Source organism: Serratia sp. (in: enterobacteria) (assembly GCF_051654945.1).
Taxonomy (GTDB): Bacteria; Pseudomonadota; Gammaproteobacteria; order Enterobacterales; family Enterobacteriaceae; genus Chania.
Window position 1 is genome coordinate 244,584 of record NZ_JBOFZA010000081.1, and the last position, 18,898, is coordinate 263,481.

General features: G+C 54.0%; 20 protein-coding genes and 3 pseudogenes. 17 read left to right on the forward strand and 6 right to left on the reverse strand.

What is annotated here, in order from left to right; translation table 11 throughout:
* Positions 1 to 80 precede the first annotated feature (80 nt).
* The 7 genes from ACRDCA_RS17535 to umuC all read left to right on the forward strand — a co-directional run bounded on the left by ACRDCA_RS17535 (position 81) and on the right by umuC (position 5,085).
* Positions 81 to 605, forward strand: coding sequence for a fimbrial protein (locus ACRDCA_RS17535; protein ID WP_438690687.1), 525 nt, complete (start codon positions 81 to 83; stop codon positions 603 to 605).
* Between the two features lie 30 nt (positions 606 to 635).
* Positions 636 to 1,172 carry a fimbrial protein gene (locus ACRDCA_RS17540; RefSeq protein ID WP_438690688.1) on the forward strand — a complete coding sequence of 179 codons (537 nt, stop codon included), beginning with the start codon at positions 636 to 638 and terminating at the stop codon, positions 1,170 to 1,172.
* Positions 1,173 to 1,245: 73 nt separating this feature from the next.
* On the forward strand, positions 1,246 to 1,866 hold the full coding sequence (locus tag ACRDCA_RS17545; RefSeq protein ID WP_438690689.1) for a helix-turn-helix transcriptional regulator: 621 nt from the start codon (positions 1,246 to 1,248) through the stop codon (positions 1,864 to 1,866).
* Positions 1,863 to 2,570, forward strand: coding sequence for a LuxR C-terminal-related transcriptional regulator (locus tag ACRDCA_RS17550; protein ID WP_438690690.1), 708 nt, complete (start codon positions 1,863 to 1,865; stop codon positions 2,568 to 2,570). Before ACRDCA_RS17545 ends, ACRDCA_RS17550 begins: the two co-directional genes overlap by 4 nt.
* A gap of 87 nt (positions 2,571 to 2,657) precedes the next feature.
* Positions 2,658 to 3,221 carry a helix-turn-helix transcriptional regulator gene (locus ACRDCA_RS17555; protein ID WP_438690691.1) on the forward strand — a complete coding sequence of 188 codons (564 nt, stop codon included), beginning with the start codon at positions 2,658 to 2,660 and terminating at the stop codon, positions 3,219 to 3,221.
* A gap of 173 nt (positions 3,222 to 3,394) precedes the next feature.
* Positions 3,395 to 3,817, forward strand: a complete 423-nt coding sequence (gene umuD / locus ACRDCA_RS17560; protein ID WP_438690692.1) for a translesion error-prone DNA polymerase V autoproteolytic subunit — start codon at positions 3,395 to 3,397, stop codon at positions 3,815 to 3,817.
* Positions 3,817 to 5,085 (forward strand): translesion error-prone DNA polymerase V subunit UmuC, encoded by a 1,269-nt coding sequence (gene umuC / locus ACRDCA_RS17565; protein ID WP_438690693.1) that lies wholly within the window; start codon positions 3,817 to 3,819, stop codon positions 5,083 to 5,085. The genes umuD and umuC overlap by 1 nt, the downstream gene beginning before the upstream one ends.
* Before the next feature lie 22 nt (positions 5,086 to 5,107).
* On the opposite strand, the gene ACRDCA_RS17570 is transcribed toward umuC, so the two are convergent.
* Entirely contained in the window at positions 5,108 to 5,317 is a 210-nt protein-coding gene (locus ACRDCA_RS17570; protein ID WP_438690694.1) for a hypothetical protein, read from the reverse strand.
* A gap of 317 nt (positions 5,318 to 5,634) precedes the next feature.
* Here ACRDCA_RS17570 and ACRDCA_RS17575 point away from each other — a divergent pair, with 317 nt between their 5' ends.
* Entirely contained in the window at positions 5,635 to 6,387 is a 753-nt protein-coding gene (locus ACRDCA_RS17575; protein WP_438690695.1) for a VanW family protein, read from the forward strand.
* Between the two features lie 61 nt (positions 6,388 to 6,448).
* Here the strand turns inward: ACRDCA_RS17575 and ACRDCA_RS17580 are convergent.
* Positions 6,449 to 6,624 (reverse strand): annotated as a pseudogene (locus ACRDCA_RS17580) (inositol monophosphatase family protein); the annotation flags it as partial.
* A gap of 2 nt (positions 6,625 to 6,626) precedes the next feature.
* Between ACRDCA_RS17580 and ACRDCA_RS17585 the strand changes: the two are divergent.
* Positions 6,627 to 6,956, forward strand: a pseudogene (locus ACRDCA_RS17585) (substrate-binding domain-containing protein); the annotation flags it as partial.
* Positions 6,957 to 7,074: 118 nt separating this feature from the next.
* A complete protein-coding gene (locus ACRDCA_RS17590; protein ID WP_438690696.1) occupies positions 7,075 to 7,617 on the forward strand; it encodes a fimbrial protein in 543 nt (180 codons plus the stop codon).
* A gap of 70 nt (positions 7,618 to 7,687) precedes the next feature.
* On the opposite strand, the gene ACRDCA_RS17595 is transcribed toward ACRDCA_RS17590, so the two are convergent.
* The 3 genes from ACRDCA_RS17595 to ACRDCA_RS17605 all read right to left on the reverse strand — a co-directional run bounded on the left by ACRDCA_RS17595 (position 7,688) and on the right by ACRDCA_RS17605 (position 9,727).
* On the reverse strand, positions 7,688 to 8,671 hold the full coding sequence (locus ACRDCA_RS17595) for a hypothetical protein (protein ID WP_438690697.1): 984 nt from the start codon (positions 8,669 to 8,671) through the stop codon (positions 7,688 to 7,690).
* Positions 8,672 to 8,735: 64 nt separating this feature from the next.
* Positions 8,736 to 9,059 carry an AzlD domain-containing protein gene (locus ACRDCA_RS17600; RefSeq protein WP_438690698.1) on the reverse strand — a complete coding sequence of 108 codons (324 nt, stop codon included), beginning with the start codon at positions 9,057 to 9,059 and terminating at the stop codon, positions 8,736 to 8,738.
* Entirely contained in the window at positions 9,059 to 9,727 is a 669-nt protein-coding gene (locus tag ACRDCA_RS17605; RefSeq protein ID WP_438690699.1) for an AzlC family ABC transporter permease, read from the reverse strand. Before ACRDCA_RS17605 ends, ACRDCA_RS17600 begins: the two co-directional genes overlap by 1 nt.
* 113 nt (positions 9,728 to 9,840) lie before the next feature.
* Here ACRDCA_RS17605 and ACRDCA_RS17610 point away from each other — a divergent pair, with 113 nt between their 5' ends.
* The 4 genes from ACRDCA_RS17610 (at position 9,841) to ACRDCA_RS17625 (ending at position 14,479) form a co-directional block, all read left to right on the forward strand.
* Positions 9,841 to 10,389, forward strand: coding sequence for a helix-turn-helix domain-containing protein (locus ACRDCA_RS17610; RefSeq protein WP_438690700.1), 549 nt, complete (start codon positions 9,841 to 9,843; stop codon positions 10,387 to 10,389).
* 566 nt (positions 10,390 to 10,955) lie between these two features.
* Positions 10,956 to 11,885, forward strand: coding sequence for a sugar ABC transporter substrate-binding protein (locus ACRDCA_RS17615; protein ID WP_438690701.1), 930 nt, complete (start codon positions 10,956 to 10,958; stop codon positions 11,883 to 11,885).
* A gap of 66 nt (positions 11,886 to 11,951) precedes the next feature.
* Positions 11,952 to 13,436: a sugar ABC transporter ATP-binding protein gene (locus ACRDCA_RS17620; RefSeq protein WP_438690999.1), complete on the forward strand. Its 1,485-nt coding sequence runs from the start codon at positions 11,952 to 11,954 to the stop codon at positions 13,434 to 13,436.
* 17 nt (positions 13,437 to 13,453) lie between these two features.
* Positions 13,454 to 14,479, forward strand: a complete 1,026-nt coding sequence (locus ACRDCA_RS17625; protein ID WP_438690702.1) for an ABC transporter permease — start codon at positions 13,454 to 13,456, stop codon at positions 14,477 to 14,479.
* A 45-nt stretch (positions 14,480 to 14,524) separates the two neighbouring features.
* Here the strand turns inward: ACRDCA_RS17625 and ACRDCA_RS17630 are convergent, their stop codons facing one another.
* Positions 14,525 to 15,046, reverse strand: coding sequence for an NlpC/P60 family protein (locus tag ACRDCA_RS17630; protein ID WP_438690703.1), 522 nt, complete (start codon positions 15,044 to 15,046; stop codon positions 14,525 to 14,527).
* A 612-nt stretch (positions 15,047 to 15,658) separates the two neighbouring features.
* Here ACRDCA_RS17630 and ACRDCA_RS17635 point away from each other — a divergent pair.
* The 3 genes and pseudogenes from ACRDCA_RS17635 to ACRDCA_RS17645 all read left to right on the forward strand — a co-directional run.
* Positions 15,659 to 16,999 (forward strand): annotated as a pseudogene (locus tag ACRDCA_RS17635) (nucleobase:cation symporter-2 family protein); the annotation flags it as partial.
* 99 nt (positions 17,000 to 17,098) lie between these two features.
* Positions 17,099 to 17,926, forward strand: a complete 828-nt coding sequence (locus ACRDCA_RS17640) for a carbon-nitrogen hydrolase family protein (RefSeq protein WP_438690704.1) — start codon at positions 17,099 to 17,101, stop codon at positions 17,924 to 17,926.
* A gap of 92 nt (positions 17,927 to 18,018) precedes the next feature.
* Positions 18,019 to 18,540 (forward strand): hypothetical protein, encoded by a 522-nt coding sequence (locus ACRDCA_RS17645; RefSeq protein WP_438690705.1) that lies wholly within the window; start codon positions 18,019 to 18,021, stop codon positions 18,538 to 18,540.
* The last annotated feature ends 358 nt before the right edge of the window (positions 18,541 to 18,898 follow it).

Genomic DNA, 18,898 nt, shown 5'->3' on the forward strand with positions numbered 1-18,898 from the left:
TTAAAAAATCATCCGTTTTTTTTCTGGCATGGGTTAGCAACCCATAAATTACGCATACAAACATACAAAGGAGCACTAAAATGAATAAATTTGCTAAAGGACTGATTGCTGCGTTGGTGGTAGGCTTTTGTTCTATGGCTGCTCATGCTGCGGATACTACTATTACCATTAACGGTAAAGTTACCGCAGCTGCCTGTACTGTCGACAACAGCGGGGCATACACGGTCACCATGCCCGACGTCACCGCCGCCACGTTGAACCTGGCCGCCTCCTATGGCACTTGGAAGACCTTCGATGTGACGCTCAGCAACTGCCCGGCCGGAACCACCTCGGTCAAGGCCACCTTTGACGGTACCGCCGATGGCGCAGACGCCAACAAGTACGCCAATACCACCGGCACTGGCTACGCCACCAACGTCGCCGTTCAGGTGCAGAACCGCTCCGGTACCATTGCCGACAAGGGCAAAAGCAGCACCATGACGGTGAACGTGGATGCTAGTAAAAACGCCACCTTCGATTTGCAAGCCCGCCCTTACAGCACCCCAGGCAGTGCCACCGTGGGCAACATCAGCACCGTGGTCCTGATGAACTTCACCTACAACTGATTCGGTCATTTCCTGGCAGGAGAGCCAAATATGTTTAAACGTGTTTTTGTCCTCAACATGTTGCTGTCCGCCCTCGCTGTCCTGCCGGGCACGAAGGTGGAAGCCGCCGATGTCACCATCACCGGCAAGGTCATCGCCTCATCCTGTACCGTCAACCCGGTGTTGGTGGCAGGGCAAGAGGTCAACCTCGGAACGCTGGGCCGGACCCGCTTTCAGAATGCCAACGAGGCTGGTGACTGGAAGAGCTTTACCCTCAACCTGACCAACTGCCCGGCAGGCACCACGTCCGTCAAGGCCACCTACACCGGCACGCCGGACGGTACCGACGCCACGCTGTTTGCCAATACCGAACCGGCAGCCACCGCCGCGCCATATATGGCCGTGCAGATGGCGAAGGACGCGGACCACAGTGCGATACTGTCCACCGGCAGTACCATGACCGCCAACGTCGATACGCTCACCGGTACGGCCACTTTCCCGCTGGCAGCGCGCATGTATACACCGTCAGGTGGTGCGCAGGCCGGGCAGGTCTCCAGCAGCGTGCTGGTCAACTTCACTTATCAGTAACCCTGTGACTCCAGGTAGCGGGGAGGGAGGTCCCGCTATCCTGGATAACCGAAACCGCAAAGAGAGCGATGCTATGTCTTTTCTGACGGAGAATACCGGGGCTCCGGTGCTCAATATTCTGGTGCTGGAACCCTACGACATCACCTGGCTGGGTATCCAGCAGATGCTGCGTACCACCTTGGGCGACCGCGTCTCGCTGATACGCATTACCGAGACGGACCAGTTATCTGAGAGTGTTCAGTGCCACCGGGTTGATGCGGTATTGCTGAGTGCCATTAGCCACCGCACCGAGGTGTTGCCGCTGCTGCAGCAATTGGCCCTCCTGATGCGCTGTAATACCAAGGTGCATATCGGTGCCTACCTGCGCAAGGACCTGCCCCATCTGGTTGATTTGCTACTGGCCTTTGGGGTCAATACCGTGTTCAAAGGGCTGATTGACGAGGCCGACCTGGCCCATTATCTGGTGCCCAATAACGTGGCGTGCCACCCCGTCCGGCTGACCAATCAGGAATGCAATGTGGCCCAGGCGCTGCTGGCCGGCAAGAGCGTCAGCCGGGTGGCCCAGTTGATGCACAAGGATATTCGTACTATCAGCGCCCACAAGCAGGCACTGCTCGGCAAGCTCAACATGGTCAGCCGGGGCGAGTTGCAGGTGCTGGGCGGCCGGTTGATGGCCGACGAGGTGCGGTTATGAAACTCCACGCCAAGACTGCTGGCAAGCAGGGCATCGTGATGCACGCCTGCCCGCTGGCCCGCGAGGGGCTGTTGCGTTTTCTCACGGAGCAGTTACCGGGTTTCACCTTTCAAACAGCAGACTCCTTTAGCGATATGGGCCGCCTGCCCGGGCTGACCCAGGCTGACCTGGTAGTGAGTGATATCAGCGATGATGAACGCAACATCGCCGACGGTGTTGACTGGCTGGTGTGGCTGCAGCATATCCGGGGAAACCGGCCGTTGGTGGTCATCACTGAGGAACTGCCGGAGTATCAGTTAATTACCCTGTCTCGCCAGCCTGGTATCTCGGTGCTCGCGTTGCAGACGCCACAGGCCCAACTGAGTCAACTGCTGGAAACGGTATTGGCCGGCAAACAGGTGATCAGCCCGTTGCTTGCTCAACCGTCAACCATGCCCGTGTTCTCCGCAGAGACATGCCGGTTGACCGGGGCCGAACTTCAGGTGTTTGGGTTGTTGCATGCGGGCTACAGCGTGACGCAGATAGCTAGCCGCCTGCACCGTAGCGTGAAAACGGTGAGTACCCATAAACGGCATCTGATGTTCAAGTTGCAGGTCGACAATGAAATCGCGCTGTTTGCCCGAGTGAAAAACCTCAATGAGACCACCTGCTACCTGGATAACGGGCAGCAATTTGTCAGGTATCCCCAGCAGGTAATGCTGTAACGCATTGCCAGGCATGAGCTGCCATGCCAAACCCGGTTACGGGTATTGACGCGATAATACGATAATTTTTCTCACAGGATGTGTCTGATGATTTACCTTGCTAGCGATGACAGTTACTTTCTCCTGGGCGTAAAGGCCCTGTTCCAAAGCCTTAATAAAAACGTCGCGTACATCCCTGTGGATGAGGCTGACGGCCTCGGTGCCATTCCCGTACTAACCTGCGACGACACGCTGATATTGGCGGTTGAGCGGGCCGACACGCTGACCCAACTGCTAACCTGGACCCGCCGTCATGACGCCCGGGCACTGTTGCTGATGGATAACGCCTCCGAAAGGACATTGGAAAACATTACCCTATGGTCACAGGGAGTACTATCCAAGAAGATGCCGCTCGCCAACCTGGCAGCATGTGTTGAGGCGGGCCATGCCCATCTGAAGGATCTGTCCTTCCTGACGGGACGGGAAATGAACATCATGGGATCGCTGGCCACGGGCAAAACGCCGTACTGTATTTCGCAGGAACTCAACCTGTCGGTGAAAACCATCTTCTCGCACAAACTGAGCGCGCTGAAGAAACTGGGACTGAACCACCTCAATGCACGCTCGGTGCTGATCTTCGGCAAGATCCTCCAGGGCCTGGCCCCATTGTGATACTTGTAGAGCGGATCCATGCGGGCGCAGGCCGCGCCCCTACGCAGGGAGCAGCCTGACCTGACTTTCTTTCCTTAACGATCATACCGATATCATTCACAGTGAAAATCGTTCTTCCCCCAGTCATTGAGCATATCTATACTGTATAAAAACACAGTATCAAGGTTTGCCTTATGAAACACTTTGCTCCCACTTCAACACCAGAAAAATTGTACCTGCCGCTGTTTTCCGATCGGGTACCCGCCGGCTTCCCCAGCCCGGCACAGGACTATGTTCATGCAAGGATCGATCTCAACGAATATTGCATCAGCCACCCGAACGCCACTTACTTTCTCTACGCCTCTGGTGAAAGCATGCTGGAGGCGGGCATTATGGATGGCTCAATGCTGGTGATTGATTGCAGTATTGGGGCCGATCATGGCGACATCGTGATCGCCAGCATTGCAGGGGAGTTCACCGTAAAGCGGCTCTGCCTGCGGCCAGTTCGGCAGCTCGAACCCATGAACCCTAAATACCAGCCCATTCCGCTCCGTGATGATGCCGATGATTTTGAGATTGTCGGCGTGGTGGTGTCGACCATTACGAGGTTGAAATAATGTACGCGCTGGCCGACGTGAACAGCTTTTATGCCAGCTGTGAAATGTTGTGGCGGCCAGATCTGCGTGGTCGTCCGGTCGTGGTGCTATCTAATAACGATGGCTGTGTGGTGGCCCGTAACCAAGAGGCTAAGGCATTGGGGATGGCGATGACTGGGCCATATTTCAAGGTCAAGCAGCAGTTAGAACGTGCGGGGGGCGTGGCTTTTAGCAGCAACTACGAGCTGTATGCCGACATGTCGGCCCGGGTGATGACGGCATTGGAAGCACTGGTTCCCCGTATTGAGATGTACTCCATTGATGAAAGTTTTCTCGATCTCTCCTCGGTGCCTGATTGTGGCGATCTGACCCTGTTTGGGCGGCAGATCCGCAACAAAGTGCTCGATGATACGAGGTTAACGATCGGCGTCGGTATAGCCCAGACCAAAACGCTAGCCAAGCTGGCAAACTTTGCTGCTAAAAAGTGGGAGCAGACCGGCGGTGTGGTCGATCTTTCCAGCCTGGAGCGGCAGCGTAAATTGATGAATAAGGTACCGGTAGAAGAGGTCTGGGGCATTGGGCGACGGATAGCCAAAAAGCTGAACGCGATGGGAGTTGAAACGGCGCTACAACTGGCCGACGCTAACACCACCATGATCCGTAAACGCTTTAGCGTAGTGATCGAACGCACGGTGCGTGAGTTGCGCGGCGAGCCTTGCCTGGAACTGGAAGAGTTTGCGCCCACCAAGCAACAAATCATCAGCAGCCGCAGCTTTGGCGAGCGCATCACCGAGTATGAGCATATGCATCAGGCAATCTGCCTGTACGCCACGCGGGCGGCGGAAAAGCTCAGGGCGGAACGGCAGTATTGTCGGCACGTCAGCGCCTGGATCAAAACCAGTCCGTTTGCCACTCACGAAGCCTATTACGGCAATTCGGCCAGCATCAAGCTGAATACGCCAACGCAAGACACCCGCGATATTATTGCTGCCGCGATGCGTTGTCTGGATACCATTTGGCAACCCGGTCATCGTTTCGATAAAGGCGGTGTGATGCTGCAAGATTTTTTCAGTCAGGGTATCGCACAACTCGACATGTTCGATGAATATCAACCAAGGAATGGCAGTGACAAGCTGATGCAGGTGATGGACTCGATCAATAATTCGGGCAGGGCCAAGCTGTGGTTTGCTGGCCAGGGAACGCAGCAGGTATGGTCGATGAAGCGCGAGTTATTGTCACCAGCTTATACGACCAGGTTAAGTGATTTGCCCCGTGCCAGAGTGTACTGATGGCTCAACCACAGCGGAAGGTTCAATGGCTGATTTGCGCCAAGTCTTCTGCTGAAAGACCAGTAAGCTGTATCACCATAGCGTGCTCGAAGCCATTACGCAGCATAGAACTCGCTATCTTTAAAGCAGCCTCGTGTTCACCTTTCTCGATGCCTTGCTCAATACCTTGCTCAAGACCTACCTCAATGCCTTTCTTGAACCCTTTTTGCTCGAGATATTCTGCAATAGTCATCAATTCCTCCTTGTGCCGTGGCGCGCGACTAGCCAATTCACGGATCAACTTCTCCGGTTCGGCCGTGCCCGGCCTAAGCTAATTTGTAGCGCGAGCTGTTCTCATCGGCTTACACGGCCAGGCAGAGTGATTTACCCTGTAATCGGGTATACTGAACGGTACTGTTCAACGGGCGCCCCTACGGTGGAACATGCGCGACCCCGACAAATTGGGCAACAAATGTTTTTTCTAATAGTTAATGGATTAACGCTATGCGCAGGCCCTTATCATCATATCACCCGCTGCTTTATTGGTTGAGAGTCCGGCAAAAGCGGGTTTTGCGTCATCTTGCGTGGCAATGGTCATCACGTCGGTATGCCGATGAGAAAAGGCCGCAGCAGCGGCTGGATCACCGTTTTATCAAACACACCTCGAAGCTTATCCGCAAGTTGGGCAATAGTGATATTGGCCTGCAGCATAATAAAGTGATTAATTTGCGGCTGGCGGTGGAGGCAACCAGCGGGATTGTTATCAGGCCGGGTGAATATTTCTCGTTTTGTAAGCTGGTGGGGAAACCGACCCGCGCGCGTGGTTTTGTTGAAGGCATGGAGCTGTCGTTTGGCGAAGCGCGCAGCGGCGTGGGCGGTGGTATTTGTCAGCTAAGCAATTTAATCCACTGGATGGCGATCCACTCACCGCTGGTAGTGATCGAACGGGCAAACCACAGTTTTGATCCCTTCCCGGACGAAGGGCGGATCTTGCCTTTTGGCTCAGGAGCCGCCATTTTTTACAACTATATCGATCTGGTGTTGCATAACCCGACTCAGGATAGTTTTCAACTGGTGTTCAACGTTGCAGAGCATCAGTTGGAAGGTGAACTGCTGTGTTCAGCCCCACGTACGGTTAAATACCATGTCTACCAAAAATCCCACCGATTTATCCGTCGGCAACAGCGTATTTACCGGCAGAATGAGATCTGGCGTGATATCTCAACCAAAGGGCAGGATCCGGTGGTGTTGCATTCCGAACGGCTATACCAGAATGATGTGGTAGTTAAATATGATGTTGAAGAACAAAGGCTGAGTGAATAATCACAACGAAAGCCTGGCTGTATGGAGCCGACACTGATTCGGCCCCATACAAAACGCGGGCTTACAACCGCGCAGTCCTTATCAGCTCATCCTTGGCACCGGGGGCGACGGCCAGCACCGGGCCACCGTGTAGTAGATGTGCCTCCCCGGTATTAAACGGATGCGTCCAGCCTCGTTCAGCACGCAATATCCCGCCAGACAATCCCAGGCGTGCATATAAGGTTCGTAATAACCGACCCGATCTGTTGGCCTGCGGTTTTATGGATGAGGCCCGCCATCGCTTTGCTTTGCGCATCCCAGAGGATCTTTGTGTGGCGGGCTATGATGATATTCCGCAGGCAGCCTGGTCTTCCTACAACCTCACCACCTTTACCCAGCCGGTGGAACAGTTTGCCCTGGATGCGGTGGCGTGGCTGATGGCAGAAGAGGAGAAGGAAGAATCCATGGAGTCTGAGCAGGGCTTGGAAAGCCCGGGTGAAACGCGGATGTATCATGCCGATTTTATTTGGCGTGGCACCATTCGCGGGGTGAACGCTATCCCCGTCCTGCCGTTGACCCCACAACGGTAACAGAAGGAATCCTTATCATTAAGTGGGTAATATTTGATTAAGCAGAACCAACACTGCGAATTAAATAAGGTGGGAAATAGCTCCCACTCTGCTCTCTTATTAGATAAGGATATTTATCATGAATAATACCGTTACCGGAACCATTAATTTTGTTGGACAAGTCGTTGCCCAAACCATGGAGATTGAAGATGGTGGCCTGATTATCCCTCGCCCACGGAGTGCTGGCCCCACCGTTAGTGTGAATGGCAGCGAGACGCAAAATGGCTATGTGCAGCTTGGTGCAGTCAGTGAAGTAGCATTGGCAAACCCTGGCGATACGGCCCAGGCAACCCGTTTCGACATCCGTGTTGTAGGCATTTCGGAGCAATATACCCACGCTCTGGTATTTTTTGAGGGGGGGGCCACGGTGGATACCGTAACCGGCGGCCTGATCAATATGGCGGAGGCGGGTAACGTGCAGATCCAGCTGCGTGACCAGCAAAATAATATTGTGCAAGCAGGCAGCAATTCTCAACTGGTGAGCTCGGCGTTTGTCCCGGTGATGAATGGTGAGGTATATACCGACTTTACTGCCCGTTTCTCTAGTACCGGGCGTGCAACGCCAGGCAATGTCGCCAGCAAGGTCGATTACACGCTCTATTTATTTGAACTGGCTTCATGATGCAGTAACAGCGCTATTTAACCCACCGCCCGGTGGGTTTTTTGATCTTCGGCGATCGCTCGGGCTTGAATTAGCGTGCAACCAGTCCCTCGGCCTTCAGCCAGCCTTCGGTTTTATCACCGGTTTTGGGGTGAATATAGCTGACGAATAAAAATTGCTGATAGGCCTGACTCTGCTTGGCGGCAACGTTATCACCGCTGACAATAAATTTCCCACCTTCATCCTGGCAGAGCGGGTCTGGTGAGTCGTAGAAGTAGAGTTTCTTACTCTTCACCAGATATTTCGCCGCAGGGGAGGCGGTTTTGGCCATCATAGCTTCGGCATTGGCTTGGGCATCTTGGCAAATCTCGTCGAGTGGGGCCAAACGGTCAACGTTTATCCAGCCGGAGGCATTGCCATAACCGACCAACAGATAATCATTTTTCTCGCCCTCGACCGGCTCAAACGCGGCAAAGCCCACCACCTGTACCTTATCATTCGGGATCACAAACTGGGATTCATTGACACATTGCTCGGTGGGGGCCACGTGAAAATACGCCCGGCCCTTACCACGTACGACATATTTGGGGGAGTCGGCAATGATTGCCCCTAATTTCATCTGGTCCAGAATGGCCGCGCAGCGTTGCTCCTTCTGCAGACACTGCTGATATTGTTTGCCGTATTGCGGGCTAAAGGTGAGTTGCCGCGGATGCTGCTCATCGGCGCTGTTATCCAGCAGTTGGCCGCTGTGCGGATCGTACATGACCCAGCCGAGGTGCCCGGCTCCCGGTGTATCCGGCGATGCTTGCTGGCGGCTATCAAACAACTGGATGGCCTGCACGCCGTGATCCCGTGGCTCAATAGTGATCTCCAGCTTATCAGCAGGCACTTTCTCCGCCAGGATCATTGCCTGATTGCTACTGGCCAACAGCTTGATCAGCGGAACCTGGCAGTTAAACAACGAAGCTGGCCGGTCTGGAGTGAAACCCGGCCCGACTGGCGTCATGGCCTGTAGCGCTGTCCAGGGGGAAAGTATCAATAATCCAACTACGGCTACAGTGCCAAGCTTATCCATGTCTACCTAGTCTCCGGCGAAACCGCATACCTGTCAGCCGCCATCATACCCGGCCAGTAGTGGGTTATGCCACACCGGCTACCCGTAGCAACGCCGTAACTGCTGCCGCTGCCAACAAGACAACGATCAACGGCGTTTTCCGCCAGGCTAATAATGCTCCGACAGCCACGCCGCCTAAGCGGGCATAACCGGCAAAGTGTTGCCCTTCGAACAGCGTTGCGATCACCGCTACGGCCAGCAGCAGCGTGGTGGCAGAGTCGGCGAGCAAGCCCTGCATCCGGTCGGAAAAGCTCAGGCTGCGGCCCAGCAGGAAACCGGCGAAACGAAACGCAAAGGTACCGCTGGCCAGGATCAGGATGCCGATGATGATGAGTGTTTGGTGGTCCATTATTTTTCTCGCTTTCTAATCAGTAAGCCCAACAGTGAGAACAGTACCGGCATGCCAATAGGCACAAAGGGCACGCTAACCAGGGCCACCAAAGTGCCGGTGCAGGCAGAGATACTGGTGCGCAGCTTTTTCAACGAGCCGACTATCAAGGCCAGCAAAATGGTTGGAAACACGGCATCCAACCCGATGGTATTGATATCCGGAATAAAGCTACCGATGGTGCCGCCAATAATCACGCCCAACGGCCAGCAGGCAGCGATCCCCAACCCACAAATCCAGTAAGCGGCTTTTTTCTTGGCCAGCGTTGGCTGGGAAATACCGAACACCACGCTTTCGTCGTTCATGATGTGGCAGCCCAAAAGCTTAAAGCGGCTGCGTTCGATCACCTCTTTAACGGCCATACCGAACGGCAGGTGGCGGGCATTCACCAATAAACCGGCTGCCGCCGCCGCGAAAGGGCTACCGCCGCTGGCAACGATGCCGATAAACAGAAATTCGGAGGCACCCGCCAGCACCAGCAACGACAGCATCAGCGGAACCCAGAGCTCAAAACCCAGGCCGGTCGCCAGCGATCCATAGGAGATCCCCACGATGCCGTCCGCCAGGCAGACCAGCGCGATCCCTTTGATCACGCCCTTATCGAGCGCCGGGAAACGGTTTATCACCATACTATTTTTCTCACTATCTTTTTCAAAACGAACGGTTGGTCTATTATAATGAACACTTCAATCTCGATTTACAAGTCGAACGATCGTTCGTTATAAGGTGAGTTACGCGGCCTATGAAACAACCCATCAATATCATTGCGGAAGCGCTGGTGCGCGAACGCCAGCGCACCGGCCTCTCTTTGGCAGAAATTGCCCGTCGCGCCGGGATTGCCAAATCAACGCTTTCCCAACTCGAAGCGGGGAATGGCAACCCAAGTCTGGAAACGTTGTGGGCACTTTGTGTGGCGCTGGATATCCCCTTTGCGCGTTTGATGGAGCCGCAGCAAAGTAAAACTCAGGTGATCCGGCGTGGAGAGGGGGCTGCGGTGGTGTCGGAGGTGGCTAACTATACGGCGGTGCTGCTGGCAACCTGCCCGCCTGGCGCTCGGCGGGATATCTATCTGTTGACGACCCAGCCAGGAGCCGACCGTCTTTCTCACCCGCATCCGCTTGGCTCAGTGGAACATATCATTATCACTCAAGGTCGCGCCTTGGTCGGATTGGTGGAAGAGCCTGCCGAACTGCATGCCGGGGATTATATTTGCTACCCGGCTGACCGGCCGCACCTCTTCCGTGCCTTGGAATCGGACACGCTGGCGGTGTTGGTTTCAGAACAAAACTAGTATTCCCCTCACCCTAACCCTCTCCCAGAGGGCGAGGGGACCGCATGTGCAACATCCTGACTACGGCGCACTGCCTTATACCCCAGCAGTGCTACAGACTGACACCATTCCTACCCACAACACCGTACCCGCTCCCTCTCCCTTAAACAGATGCTCATGGAACTCCTGATTTTACTGTGGGAGAGGGTTGGGGTGAGGGGGAATGGTGGTCATTTCGCATCCATTTGTTAGATCCCTGTCATATTTTTGTTATTTGCTCATTCCAAAACACACGTTTCGCTTGTTTGGGTTAAAAAATTTCAATAGTCTAAATTTTGAAATAAACGTTTGATGCTGGTGGTGAGGCGTACAAGGTAACGCCATGGAGCTATGTCAATCTATTGTTTTATCACTTATTTACTACAGTGGTTAAGCATCTTGCCGTCTGTTTTAGCGAGTGAGATGCGATCTGGATCAGGGTTTTAAGCCGATATTAACCAGCGGTATGTTGTTTGAATGTAAAAAATATTTTTCATTAGCCGTCAAATCAACAGGCCTCTTCACTCTAACGAAAAAGGGTACCAACCATGAAGCTGAAGAAATTGATCGTCACCTCGTTACTGATGTGCATGCTGCCAGCCTCGGTGTTAGCCAAAGATATCAAGATCGGCGTGTCGATGGCCTATTTTGATGACAACTTCCTGACCATCCTGCGCCAGTCCATGCAAAACAAAATGAAGCAGGAAGGTAACGTCAGCGGCCAGTTTGAGGATGCCAAAGGCGATATCGCGCAGCAGATCCAACAGATCGAGAATTTTGTCAGCCAAGGGGTCGACGCCATCATCCTTAACCCGGTGGATACCCAGGGCGTGAAACCGATGATCAAGCTGGCGCAAAGCGCCAATATCCCGTTGGTGTTCGTCAACCGTCGGCCAGAGGCCACGCTGCCCGCCGGTATGGCCTATGTCGGCTCAGACTCCAAACTGGCGGGCAAGCTACAGATGGAAGAGTTGGCCAAGCTGATGAACGGCAAGGGTAACGTGATGATCCTGCTCGGCGAGCTTTCCAGTGAAGCCACCCGTGACCGTACCAAGGGCGTCGAGGAAGTGGCCGCCCAATACCCGGATATTCATATCATCGACAAGCAAACCGCCAAGTTTTTCCGCAAAGAGGCGGTAGACGTGACCACCGATTGGATCCTCTCCGGTCAGCAGATTGATGCCATTGCCTCCAACAATGATGAGATGGCGATTGGTGCCATTCTGGCGCTGAAACAGGCGAAGAAAACCGGGGTGCTGGTAGCGGGGATTGATGGCACGCCAGATGCCCTGGAGTTTATCAAGAAAGGCGATTTAAGCCTCAGCATCTTCCAGGATGCCAAAGGCCAGGGGGAAGGTACCGTACAAGCCGCCATTCAACTGGTGAAAGGTGAGAAGGTCGAAAGCAGCGTCATGATCCCGTACCAACTGATCACCAAAGCCAATTATCAGGATTTCGCCGACAAGAATAAAAAGTAAGGTTCAATCAGCCCCTTGCCGCATGGCCGGGGGCCTATCAGCAGGATATTGGCGGAGGTGAGCAGTATGTATCCTTATGTGCTGGAGGCGGAAGGCATCAGCAAGCAGTTCCCGGGCGTTAAGGCGTTGGATAACGTGTCGCTCAAGATCAAACCGGGCAGTGTGCATGCATTAATGGGCGAAAACGGCGCCGGTAAATCGACGCTGATGAAATGCCTGATCGGCATTTATCGCCCCGATGGCGGTACGATCAAAGTCAAAGGGCAGCCGGTAACGTTTAACGATACGCAGGCGGCCTTGCACTCGGGGATCTCCATGATCCACCAGGAGCTGAACCTGGTGCCCCATATGACGGTGGCAGAAAATATCTGGCTGGGGCGTGAACCCGCCAAACTGGGCTTCGTTAATCATGAGGAGCTAAACCGTAAGACCCGCGAGCTGTTGGCGCACCTCAAGATTAAATTAGACCCGGAAACCCAACTGGGAACGCTAAGTATCGCCAACCAACAGATGGTGGAGATTGCTAAAGCGGTGTCTTATAACGCCGATGTATTGATTATGGATGAACCGACCTCGGCATTAACGGAAGGGGAAGTGGTGCATCTGTTCGCGATCATTCGTGAATTGAAGCAGCAGGGTAAAGGCATTATCTACATCAGCCACAAAATGGATGAGATCTTTGCCATCACCGATGAGGTGAGCATCTTTCGCGATGGTGCCTCGATCGCCAGTGATAAAACCGAGAACCTGACCAAACAGTCGCTGATCACCATGATGGTGGGCCGCGAGCTGACCCAGATGTTCCCCAAGTTCAATAACAATATTGGCGAAGAGGTGCTGCGCGTGGCCGGGTTACGGCGCAGCGGCTGGTTCCACGATATCTCTTTTGCGGTTAAGCGCGGCGAGATCCTCGGAGTTGCCGGGCTGGTAGGAGCAGGGCGCAGCGAAGTGATGGAGAGCCTGTTTGGCATGCACCCGGCCGAGGGCGGGGAGATTTATATCGAAGGTTTGCCGGTAAAAATAGACTCCCCTGCCAAAGCCATCGAGCAGGGGCTGGCATTCCTGACCGAAGATCGCAAAAAATCCGGGCTGTTTCTGGTGCTGTCGGTGGTGGAGAACATGAGCATCGTCAACTTGTCCGCCTACACCAGCAAAAACGGTTTCGTCAGCCAGGCGCAGATGGCTAAAGACTGCATGGACCAAATTAACAAGCTCAATATCAAAACCCCAACGATGGATCAGATTATCAATAACCTCAGCGGCGGCAATCAGCAGAAGGTTTTGATTGCCCGCTGGCTATTGGCGCAACCGAAGATCCTGATCCTGGACGAACCTACGCGCGGTATCGATGTGGGGGCCAAGGCAGAAATATACCGTTTGATCAGCGAATTGGCGCACCGTGGCGTCGCCATTATTTTGGTTTCGTCGGAACTGCCGGAAATACTTGGCATGAGCGATCGCGTCATGGTGATGCATGCCGGACGCATTACGGGGATCCTGGATAAAGCCGAAGCTGACCAGGAAAAAATCATGGCGTTGGCCTCGGAATAACGCAAAGGTAAATCACGATGAATAACGTAAAAGTGGACACTCAGCCAGGCAAAGCTTCGCCGTTTGCCGGTTTCAGCGGCAAGCTGCCAAAAGACACCGGTATTTTTATCGTCATGATCGGTATTGCGCTGATTTTTGAAATACTGGGTTGGTATGTGCGCGATCAGTCGTTCCTGCTTAACCCGAACCGCCTGCTGCTGATCGTATTGCAGGTGGCGATTATCGGCATCATCGCCGTTGGCGTCACCCAGGTCATTATTACCACCGGTATCGATCTCTCTTCCGGCTCGTTGATTGCCCTGACTGCGGTCGTGGCGGCTAGCCTGGCGCAAACCTCGGAAAGTATCTCACCTATGTATCCAGGTCTGCTGGATCTGCCTGCCGCGATCCCCATCGGGGCCGGGATTGGGGTCGGGGTAATTTGCGGATTTATCAACGGCTTCTTGATCACCCGCACCGGTATTCCGCCGTTTATCGCTACCTTGGGGATGATGGTTTCCGCCCGTGGTTTGGCACAGTATTACACCAAAGGTAATCCGGTCAGCTTCCTGTCGGATGGTTTTACCTCGATTGGCCAAGGCGCCATGCCGGTGATTATCTTTGTCGTGGTGGCGGTGATTTTCCATATCGCCCTGAAGCATACCCGTTATGGCAAATACGTGTATGCCATCGGCGGCAACATGACCTCGGCCAGGGTTTCCGGGATCAACGTCAATAAGTATCTGGTGATGGTCTACACCATTGCGGGGGGATTAGCCGGTTTGGCGGGCGTAGTGTTGGCGGCGCGGGTCAGTAGCGGGCAGTCGAGCATGGGGGTGTCGTATGAGCTGGATGCCATTGCCGCAGCGGTGATCGGGGGCAGCAGCCTGATGGGGGGCGTGGGGCGCATTACCGGCACGCTGATTGGCGCGGTGATCCTCGGCCTGATCAAGAGCGGTTTTACCTTTATTGGCGTGGATTCGTACATTCAGGACATTATCAAAGGGATGATTATCGTGGCCGCCGTGGCTATCGATATGCGCCGCAACCGCAAAAAGGTGTGATCCTCTGTTTGGCCGCCGGTGTGGAAACCGGCGGTTCGGCCAGCTTTACGCACCGCGGCTATTGATACGCCGGGCCAGTTCGTAACGTGCACCCCAGTATTGATTATCCAGGCTGGAAACGGTCACCCCTTGGCTGGTAGAGGCGTGAACGAACTCACCATCGCCAATATAAACCCCGACGTGGCGCTGATGGGAAGAGGTTTTGAAAAATACCAGATCGCCGGTGTGTAGCTGGCTTTTGGCTACCCGTGCGCCCAGCTTCATCTGTTCGCCAGTACTGCGTGGCAAATGGACGGCGAACTCATCTTGAAACACGCGTTGCATATAGGCAGAACAATCGATCCCTTTGCGCGAGTTGCCCCCGAATTTATAACGAACGCCTTCCCAGCGGTCATAATGCTCCAGGATCTTTTTCAGCTCCTGAGTATTGTTATGGTCGGCATAAGACTGAGTGACCTGGTATTGCGTCAGCGATGAGCGGAAAAAGGCCAGATCGGAATAGGCTGAAGCGGAAAAGCTCATGCAAAAGGATGAGCAAGCGAGCAATAGGGCAAAAAATATAAGCATAAATGGTTTCTGAAAGAGCAATTGAACGTCTATCCCTGTAATGGAGTGGCTGGAACACCTGACTCATTCCCTCTGAGTGATGGCAATATATACAGCTATTGCTCACAAATAAACCATTAACGGGCTAATTATTGACCGCGATCATGCGGGTTATCGGCTCGTTATTTTTGATAGTAGGCCGTGGAGGGGCGGTAGAAACCTGCTAATGACAGGCGATCAAGGGATTAGCCCGCGGCGACGAGCTTTGCTTGCCAAAATTGCAACATGTCGTTGTTAGCGCTTGGTCGGCTGAGGTGAGTGATGAAATCTCAAATTGAGACGAATCATATTGGTAATTTTATCAATCGCACCGCTATCGCCGTCGAAGAATGTTATTTTTTGCCCAGTATCATGTTAAGAAAATCGAAATAAATAAAACCTCTTCTGTGATGGTTTTCGCATTTAACACCATCCCCTGCGTAATATTTCCCGAGAATGGCCCACTCTGCACACAATATGCATGCCCCGAACTCGTGCCGTACATCCATTATCAGGGGGGTTATCAGGCTGAGCCCTCGAATCGTAGCCATCAGGTATGACAACCTGACCAAGGCCGTACAGGAGTAAGGTTTTATGACCAACTTGAATACCACTTTGCCCGGTGAAAAGGGGGCAACTGCCGCAAAGCCGATTGATAAAGTTGAAGAGATACTGCCGATAGCCCATCTTTTTACCCTGGGGTTACAGCATGTGCTGGTGATGTATGCGGGGGCGGTTGCCGTTCCGTTGATGATCGGCGGTAGCCTGGGGCTGGATAAGTCACAGATTGCCTATCTGATCAGTTCCGATCTGTTCTGCTGTGGCGTGGTCACGCTATTGCAATGCATCGGCATTGGCCGCTTTGCCGGGATCCGCTTGCCCGTCATTATGTCCGTCACCTTCGCCGCCGTGACGCCAATGTTGGCTATCGGTGCCAATCCGGCAATCGGCCTGACCGGCATCTTTGGTGCCACCATTGCTGCCGGTATTGTCACCACGTTGCTGGTACCGCTAATGGGCCGCCTGATGCCGCTGTTCCCCACGTTGGTGACGGGGATTGTGATCACCTCCATTGGCCTCAGCATCGTTCGGGTCGGCATTGATTGGGCCGCCGGGGGCAGGGGTAATGCCGACTACGGCAATCCAGCCTATATTGGCGTCTCGCTGCTGGTGCTGATTTTTATTTTGTTGATCACCCGCTTTAGCAAAGGCTTTATCTCGAATATTTCGGTGCTGTTGGGGATTGGCTTCGGTTTTGTGGTGGCGCTGCTGATGGGGGAGGTCAGCTTTGCTGGCCTGGATGATGCCGCGTGGTTTGCCATTGTGCGCCCGTTTGCCTTCGGTTGGCCTACCTTTGATCCGGCTTCGATTATCACCCTGACGATCGTCATGCTGATCGTGTTTATTGAATCGATGGGCATGTTTATGGCGCTGGGGGAAATTGTTGGCCGCCCAACCACCAAGCAGGATGTGGTCCGTGGGCTGCGGGTAGACGGCATGGGAACCATTATCGGTGGCATTTTCAACACCTTTCCGCATACCTCGTTCTCCCAGAATATCGGACTGGTCAGCGTTACCCGGGTGTCCAGCCGCTGGGTGTGCGTGATGGCAGGGCTGATACTGGTGTTGTTCGGTCTGATCCCGAAAATGTCGATTCTGGTGGCCTCGATCCCGCAGTTTGTCCTGGGGGGCGCAGGTATCGTGATGTTTGGCATGGTGCTGTCGACCGGCATCAAGATCCTGACCAGGGTCAACTTCAATACCAATCGCTATAACGCCTATATTGTCGCCATCAGCCTGGGGCTTGGCATGATCCCGATCGTGGCGGCCGATTTCTTTACCCAGATGCCTGTGAGCCTGCAACCGTTGCTGCATAGCGGCATTTTGCTGTCTTCCGTGGCGGCGGTGCTGCTGAATCTCTACTTCAATGGCTATCACCCGGAGGAGTAGAATTGATTGTCTCCGCTCACAGTGGCTTGCCAGCCGGTGGCTAAAACAGGTAAAAACACTGTTCGACTGAGAAAGGAGACATTAATGCGGATAACCTTGGCCCAATTTACCTGCTGTGAAGGGGATATTGCCCATAACCTGGCCGCCGTGCTGGCGCAGATTGATCGTTGCCGTGGCCAAACTGACCTGCTGGTGTTGCCAGAAACACAGCTTACCGGCTTTACCCATCCCAATGGCCATACGGACTATGCGTTACAGCTGCAAGGCCCGGAATTGGCTCAGGTGGCGGCAGCAAGCCAGCGTGCGGGTATCGCCGTCGCAGTGGGTTTTCTTGAGCAGGATGGCGGGCACCTGTTCAACAGCTCGGTGCTGATCACGCCGGAGCAGGGCATCTATCTGCATTATCGCAAAAGCCACTTATGGACCAACGAACGCGTCGAAGCCCAAGCGGGCGATCGCCTGGTATGTGGCCTGTGGCGTGGAAGGCGTATCGGTTTATTGATCTGTTACGACATCGAATTCCCCGAAGCATCAAGAGCATTGGCCCTGATGGGTTGCGACCTGTTGTTGGTTACCGATGGCAATATGGATCCTTACGGTCACGTACATCGTAACGCGTTGTTATCCCGTGCTCAGGATAATCAGATGTTTGTCGCGATGGCCAACCGCGCAGGGCATGGATGTGGGATGCAGTTTGCTGGCGAAAGCCTGGTTGTCGATCCGCTGGGGCGAGAGGTTGCTGGCCTGGGACGTGAACCGGGCATTTTACAGGCAGAGTTGGATTTCAGCCTGTTGGAAGAGGCTCGCCGCGAATATCGTTACCTGGACGATCGGCGTCTGGCACTCAGCGCAGAGGCGCAGTGGCAACAGCAGGAGGATCAACAACGTTGGTGGCCGTTAATTCCGCGTTAACTCTGCTTGCTCAAAGTCCAATAGCTTGGGTAAAGTCATAGTACGTCGGTAAATGCGGCCGCAAACTTTGCCGCATGTTAAGGAGCCATACAATGCAATTTCTTGCCCTGAGTAAAAAAGCCGTGCCATTGGCCATGCTGTTAGCGCTGTCGTTGCCTGCTGCCTGGGCGGCACAAAATGCTCCAGCCCCGATCCCACCGGCGCTCATCGGCAACTGGAGCGTGACCAAGATCATTCCTACCCAAACCGTGGGTTGCTGGGATGAAAAACAGGCGCAGCAGTTGGTCGGCAATAGCATCAACTATAAAGCAGACGGTTTTACCTGGCATGAACAGCAGGTGATCAACCAAGGGGCGATCACCACCACGGTAGAGGCGCAGGAGTTTGTGGAAGACAACTCGGGTGACAATTCGTATGTTGATTTCCCGACATTAGGTATCAGCACGCCTTCGGTGCAGCGAGTCATTATTCAGCATCAGGATGTCAGCGTGCCGGGCATCACCGATCAGGGGAGTGAAGGCGTTCCCGGTGATAACGTGTTGGTGAAAGACCGCAATACGCTGATCTTCTCCCAGTGTGGCGTGTGGTTCGAGGCGCAACGTCAGAAAAAATAACGGTTTTCCCCCTCACCCCAACCCTCTCCCACAGGGAGAGGGAGCTGTTAGTCTCTGCTCTTTTGGACGTAAGGAGGCCACATCAGCATATTCCATCGTCCCTCATCCAAAGTAGATCACTACCATTCCAAGCACACTCGATCGGTCCCCTCCCACAGGGAGAGGGAGCTGTTAGTCTCTGCTCTTTTGGATGTAAGGAGGCCACATCAGCAAATTCCATCGTCCCTCATCCAAAGTAGATCACTATCATTCCAAGCACACTCGATCGGTTCCCTCCCACAGGGAGAGGGAGCTGTTAGTCTTTGCTCTTTTGGATGTAAGGAGGCCACATCAGCAAATTCCATCGTCCCTCATCCAA